This window comes from Planctomycetota bacterium, assembly GCA_016125255.1.
Taxonomy (GTDB): domain Bacteria; phylum Planctomycetota; class Phycisphaerae; order Phycisphaerales; family Zrk34; genus RI-421.
Window position 1 is genome coordinate 37714 of record WGMD01000034.1, and the last position, 6415, is coordinate 44128.

Below are 6415 nucleotides of genomic sequence, written 5' to 3' on the forward strand. Positions count from 1 at the left end.
ACCGTTATCGAAGGAATCGGAGGGCGACTTTACTTGCCGCGGCGGGACCTCGGCGCAGGCCCCATAACATCCATCGGCTCAGAACGACGACGGCTTTTTACGTGGTTTTCCATACTTCGGATCGCGCCCGGCGAAGTCGGGGCGGTTGGCGACTTTGTGATTCACCCATTCGATGACCGCGGCGTGGCCGAGACTTTCGGGGTCGTGGCGGAGGTACTGGTTCGCCACGCCGATGACACGGAAGCCCTGTTTGAGTTGGAAGCTGAGCGTCGGGTCGCCGATGTCGCCGCGCACGACCTGGAGCACATATTCCTCCGGCGTGAGTTTGTCGGCGTACTTGTGATAGTGACGGAGTCGCGCCCCGGCCCGGATGCGCAGCAATCCGAGCCGCCGGCACACTTCGCGCCGGGCCTTGTAGAGCTTCTTACCGATGCCGCGCCCCTGCATGTCGGGATCGACCATGACTTCCGCGGCATAGAGCGTATGCCCATGCTCCGGATCGTGATTGGTGAACATCCCGTGATCAGTCAGATCGACCCAGTTCGTGTGCATGTGATAGTCATCCCAGAGCACGATCAGACTCCCCGACACGCCGACGACGCGCCCGCTTGCGATGTCGATCGCCACGAACTGCCCATCGGGGAACATGCGCAAATGCGAGCTGAGCTGGTCCTTGCCCCACGGCAGAATTTCAGGGTAAACCCGCCGGCTCAGCGCGATGATGCCGTCGAAGTCGGCGTGACGTGTGTTGCGCACAATGACCGGGGCGGCCTTGGCACTCATAAACTGACGATCTCCGGGTCCGCGATGAGTTTGGCGGTGTGCACGCTGTCGTTGAGCGGCAGGACCGTGCCGCTCGTGCGACTGTGGTGAATGATCTCCATGTTCAGTTCACCGATGACCATCGTCTCCTGATTGGGCAGCCCCTCCGCCAAAATCCCGTCGCGCGAGAAGGGGAAATCGCTGGGCGTCAGAATCGACGCCTGCCCATAGTTGAGCGACACCGCCGGGACCATCGGCAGCGAGCCGACGGTCGAGGAGTGAATCACGTAAATCTGATTCTCGATGCACCGCGCCTGGGCGCAGTAGCGTACGCGCAAGAATCCCTGCCGATCGTCCGTGCAGCTTGGCACGACGAGAATGTCCACACCGAGCCGCGCCGCCGTCCGCGCGATCTCCGGGAACTCCACGTCGTAACAGATGGCGATCGCCAGTTTGCCGATCTGAGTCTCGAAAACGCGCAGCTTGTTGCGCGGCGAGACGAGCCAGTCCTCCGTCTCCCACCGCGTCATGTGCAGCTTCCCCTGCTTGGCGACATTCCCGCTCGGAGCGAAGAAGAACGATTCGTTGTACACCGCCTCGCCGCTGCCATTGTCCATGACGGGAATCGTCCCCGCGACGATGTAAATGTTGTACTGTTTGGCGAAGCCCGTCATCATCTCCACGAACTGCGGCGTGCGCTTCGAGAGCTTGCGCACATGCTGGGGCACCGGGCCTTCGATGCTTTCGAGCGTCAGCAATTGAACCGTGAAATACTCGGGGAAAACGATCAATTTGCAGTTGTAGTCGTGAGCCGTGCAGATCAGCCCCTCCACCTGATTCTTGAACTGTTCAAACGACTCGACCGGCCGAATCCAATACTGAAGCGAAGCGACGCGCAAACGATCCATGAACGACTCCCATGTTCAAGGGCTCAAGAATTGTGTCCGTCACTGCATTGTAGTCAGCGCGAAGCGCCGAGATGCCGATCGGCGAAATCCATGTACGCCTGCCAGTCGGTGGGCAGCACATCGTGTTTGCCCGGGCGGATGCGATAGCCGATGGCGTCGCCGACGATCGTGTTGACCGGCGGCATGTCATCGGCGCCGATGCCCTTGAGCCCGAAAAGCGCATACACGGGGTCGGCGTTCCGCCCGCTCAGAAACTCGCCGCGCGGGTCGGCCCAGTGGTCTTCCTCCGCGCTGCAGATCAAAACCGGCCGCGGCGCGATGAGCGCGATCAACTCATGCTGATCGATCGGCAGGGCGTCTTCGTTGTCGCTGTACTTCTTGAAATTGCCGCAGAACCAATGCGGAAACGACTTGTTGATGCGAGCGACCGTTTCACCGATGCGCCGGCGTGAGAGCGCCGCCCCGCCGCAGCCGGAGCAGTTGGAGATCACCAGCGCGAAGCGCTCATCGGACGCGCCCGCCCACAGCGCCGTCTTGCCCAGGCGCGAATGGCCCATGGCGATGATGCGATTCGCATCGATCGCTCGGTCGGTGCGCAGCACGTCGGCAATACAGCTCATACCGTATGCCCATGCCCCGATCGCGCCCCATTGACCGTCGCCCGGCCGGTTCTGCCCGGGCTTGTAGAAGATCGTGTACAGCCCCGTCGAAAAGTCGTTGGCATCCGGCACGATGTCCTTGTACCACGCCGTCGCCAGCGCATACCCCCGGTCGACGATCGCCTCGACCGGCCAGCGGTGCTCCGCCTTGGCGCGCGTCGCCTCGTCCGCATCGCGCGGCGTCTTGAGAATTGCCGGGTCATCGCAAATCGTGTGATTCCCCTGAAAATTCAGGGCCACGAACGCCGGCACGGGGCCCGACGCCTTGTTCGGCAGATACATCAGCACATCGACATGCGGCTCGTCGCCGTCGGAGAAAAACACGCGCACCTGCCGCCGCGTCGCCTTGCCGCTCAGCGCCGCCTTGTCCTCCTCGAGCACCTGCGTGCGCAGATGATCGGGGCGCGGAAAGGAATGACCGTACATCTGATCGGCGAAGAGTTCGAACACCTCCGCCCGCCGCTTGCCGCGCCACATGGCGGCGTCGGTGACTTTCGTCCCGTCCGCCATCGTCAGCGCCTCGGGCAGCGTGTACGGCGGAATCTTCGATTCGTCATAGTTGACGTCATCCGGCCCGGCGAAGGCGAGCGCGACGAGAAGAAGAACGAGTAAGGCGGGCAGAAGGTGTTGCATGGGTGTCATCCTGATGAGAGGAAAAGCACGCCGCCCGTTCGACGCGCTCACGGCAAGGTGCGGCGTCGCTAAACGGGGTCCGTCGGCGGCGGTTACGGGGGTGGAAGCAGGTGTTCATTCGTCAACGGTTCCGGCAGATCATCGAGCGTCACCGCGCGCTCAATCGTGTACGGCCCGATGGCCGTGCGACGCAGCGCGGTCAGATGTCCGCCCGTGTAAAGCGTATCGCCGATCTGCCTTGCGAGCGAACGGATGTACGTCCCGCGCCCGCAGGTGATGATCAGCGTGAGCCGCGGCCAGTCGTAGTCGACAAGTTCGATCCGATCGATCCGCACCGGCCGGGGCGCGAGCTGCACTTCCTCGCCGCGCCGGGCCATCTTGTACGCCCGCTGCCCGTCGATCTTGATCGCCGAGTAAGCCGGGGGCGTCTGGTCGATCGTCCCCGTCAGTGCATCGAGCGCCGCCCGCACCGCATCGCGATCCGGCGGCGTGTCAACGCGGACTTCCTCCCGTTCGCCTTCCGCATCGTCCGTGTTCGTGAACGCCGACAGGTCGATCGTCGTTTCGTACACCTTCGTGAGCCCCATGAGCCGCTCGACCGCCCGGGTCGCGTCGCCGAGGCAGCAGATCAAGACGCCCGTCGCCAAAGGGTCCAGCGTCCCGGCATGACCCGTCTTGCAATGCCCCCCCGCCCGACGCACACGCCGCACCACCGCCATCGAACTGGCCCCCACCGGCTTGTCGATCACGATTAAACCATGCAGATCATGCGTTCGATATTTCAATCGTCGCTCCTTTACATCCCGATTGTATGGCATACCATATCGGTCCACGATCCCCCCGATCGCCCCAGCCGGCCAACCCCCCGGAGCGGTGTCCGAGTGGCTGAAGGAACACGACTGGAAATCGTGTGTACGGGTAACCGTACCGTGGGTTCGAATCCCACCCGCTCCGCTTGTAAACCCCGTCATCATGGCGGGGTTTTTTTATTCGATGAGCGTGCACCGTACGACCATTAACGCGGGTGAGGTTCGACGCCGCAGGCACCACCCCTGCCTACCATGACGCATCATGGTGTGCAGCAGGTCATTACGCCGCCCCGACCCCTCCGCCACTTTCTCCGGCTCCCCCGGCTCCTCCGACGTCGTCACCGACTTCCCCTACTTCTCCACCGGCGACCAGAACCAGGTCGCCGAGGAACGCGACAAAGAAGGCAACCCCGCCCGACAGTACGTCTGGGGCGATTCCGGGGGCTACATCGACGAACTCATTCAGCAGCGCGACTATCCCGACGCCGAAGACCTCGACATCTACGACGACTATTATCAGCTCGCCGACCTGCACTACCGCTCCGTCGCCCTGACCTGCTCCGCCGGCTGCCTCGTCGAAGCCTACGACACCGACGCCTACGGCCAGACCCAGCTCTTCTACGACCTCGCCGGCAACTGCCGCAAATACCTCCCCCTCTGCCCCTACATCTACACCGGCCGCCGCTACGACCCCGAAACCGCCCTCCGCGGCGAAGACCCCCGCCCCGCCCTCTACTACTACCGCGCCCGATACTACCACCCCACCCTCGGAACCTTCATCAGCCGTGATCCGAGGGGGTATACCTCGGGGATGGGGTTGTATGGGTACACAGGCGGAAATCCACTGATTTACACTGATCCACGTGGTAAGGAACGTGATCCTTGGATAGCACACCTTCAACATGAAGCAAACTCATCAGGACCCGGAGCTGCGGCTGCTTACGATGCTCTGAAACTGGAGGCAACAGATATTGGATCAGTGTGGAACACGGATATATCACATTACTCAACTCTCTATGCTAAGGGCGGATTGCCACATCTGGTTCCGGGCGAGCCCGCCTTTATAACTGATCCGAAAACTGGGTACCTTCTTCCAAATCCCGAATACAGAGGTGCACATGCCTATGCTGGTGAAATCCCGAGACTTACCGCGATTTTTGGAATGATGCCCCAGGTACTTTGGAGCAGTTCCATGCACGAGAGTCGAATTGCCACAGACTTCAATCAACCTTTATTTGCAGGTTTATATGACAATCGTACAAATCATATTGCCAAAGCACTCGCCTTACAAATTGAAGGGATGACGAACGCGCTCGGGCTTGTCTCCTTGCTCTCTCTCGCCGCTGAAGGGATCGCCGTGGGGTGGGAGGCGTTACGCATCCCTGCGGTTGGAGGTCAAGAATTGGGTTTAGGACTTCCATTTGTTGTGACAAAGCATGAATTAATTGTCCAAGAAATGTTTTTGCCCTGTGATGCTCCGGTGGGGTTGAGAACCGCAATTCAACGTGGCGCCGTAGTATGGCGAGCGGGTTCTTATGGATTTACTGTAGAAGGTGCCGCAGGACAACATTGGGGTCTTAGGTGCCCGATTGAGCCTGGATTCTTGAAGGGCTATGGCGCTGCGACGGATCGAATTGATTGGATACTTGCCGGAAGAGTACGCCCGAATGCGCCGTTTGTTATTCGTCGAGCGCCACCAATTGGTGGCAATACGGGTGGCGAATTCGAAGTAGTAACAGAAGAGTATGGAGTCGAGCCTTTTTATCGATTACGAGTGCCCCGTCCGGGTGAATAATGATTGGAATTGCATCATGAGAATCGTAGATTTTTCAAATTCCGAGAATCAATTGTACAAAATTGTATTGGATATTCGTCAAATTGCGATAAACGACGAAGTCCTAGAGATTTCTAAGGCGATTGACAACATTGTCGATAATGATCAAGCTACCATTTTTGACAAGATAACTTCTGCATATATCTATTTGCGAGAGGCGCCGGTTTCTTCGCTAACAAGGCTTTCCTCCCAACTGCAATATGCAATTAAAAAATATCTATACCAGACAACCGAATACTACAGGTATCGCCTCGCAAATGAGAAACGCGATGATGGATACAACTCCATCTTCCCTGAGGAGTTGAAATAAAAACAGAAATAACCTGAAGAACCGAGTCTCGACAATCATTATACTTTAGCAATATATCGAGAGTCATCACTGATTTTGACACAAATACATGAGCTTACCCAACCCCAACCAACTCCTCCTCGGCTTCACGGCGGGTTACGACAAGGCGTCGAACCGGCTGTTTGAGCGGCATCTGCATAATCCGCTCTTCAGCCATCTGTATCCGGCCGATCAGTACGATTCGGCCAACCGCCTGCTCGAAGTGAAGCGCGGCAAGCTCGACCCCGGCATGTCGCCGCCTTCGACGATCACCATCCCCACCGGCGACGAAATCAAGCTCCGCGGGGCCGACACGTCGCGCAGCTACAACCTCGACCTCGTCGGCAACTGGACCGACACCGAGCGAAGTAGGGTGGGTCAAGCGCAGCGGACCCGCCACGCGAGGCGTAGAATGATTCGATGCCCGAATATCGTCGTTGGCGACAGGTCGGCGGAACTTACTTTTTCACCGTCAATCTCAA

General features: G+C 59.3%; 7 protein-coding genes and 1 tRNA gene. 4 read left to right on the forward strand and 4 right to left on the reverse strand.

Going from position 1 to position 6415, the window contains the following annotated elements:
* Positions 1 to 78 precede the first annotated feature (78 nt).
* From GC162_19885 to truB, 4 genes are all read right to left on the reverse strand, one after another.
* Complete coding sequence (locus GC162_19885; GenBank protein ID MBI1370901.1) at positions 79 to 783, reverse strand: GNAT family N-acetyltransferase; 705 nt, start codon at positions 781 to 783, stop codon at positions 79 to 81.
* A complete protein-coding gene (locus GC162_19890) occupies positions 780 to 1670 on the reverse strand; it encodes a hypothetical protein (GenBank protein ID MBI1370902.1) in 891 nt (296 codons plus the stop codon). The genes GC162_19885 and GC162_19890 overlap by 4 nt, the downstream gene beginning before the upstream one ends.
* 53 nt (positions 1671 to 1723) lie before the next feature.
* Positions 1724 to 2962: an acetylxylan esterase gene (locus tag GC162_19895; GenBank protein MBI1370903.1), complete on the reverse strand. Its 1239-nt coding sequence runs from the start codon at positions 2960 to 2962 to the stop codon at positions 1724 to 1726.
* A gap of 92 nt (positions 2963 to 3054) precedes the next feature.
* Complete coding sequence (gene truB / locus GC162_19900) at positions 3055 to 3780, reverse strand: tRNA pseudouridine(55) synthase TruB (GenBank protein MBI1370904.1); 726 nt, start codon at positions 3778 to 3780, stop codon at positions 3055 to 3057.
* A 49-nt stretch (positions 3781 to 3829) separates the two neighbouring features.
* Between truB and GC162_19905 the strand changes: the two genes are divergently transcribed.
* From GC162_19905 to GC162_19920, 4 genes are all read left to right on the forward strand, one after another.
* A tRNA-Ser gene (locus GC162_19905) sits at positions 3830 to 3916 on the forward strand.
* Positions 3917 to 4033: 117 nt separating this feature from the next.
* On the forward strand, positions 4034 to 5566 hold the full coding sequence (locus GC162_19910; GenBank protein MBI1370905.1) for a hypothetical protein: 1533 nt from the start codon (positions 4034 to 4036) through the stop codon (positions 5564 to 5566).
* A gap of 16 nt (positions 5567 to 5582) precedes the next feature.
* Positions 5583 to 5915 (forward strand): hypothetical protein, encoded by a 333-nt coding sequence (locus GC162_19915; GenBank protein MBI1370906.1) that lies wholly within the window; start codon positions 5583 to 5585, stop codon positions 5913 to 5915.
* Positions 5916 to 6003: 88 nt separating this feature from the next.
* Positions 6004 to 6415 (forward strand): hypothetical protein (locus tag GC162_19920; protein MBI1370907.1); only part of this gene is annotated, 412 nt, incomplete at its 3' end.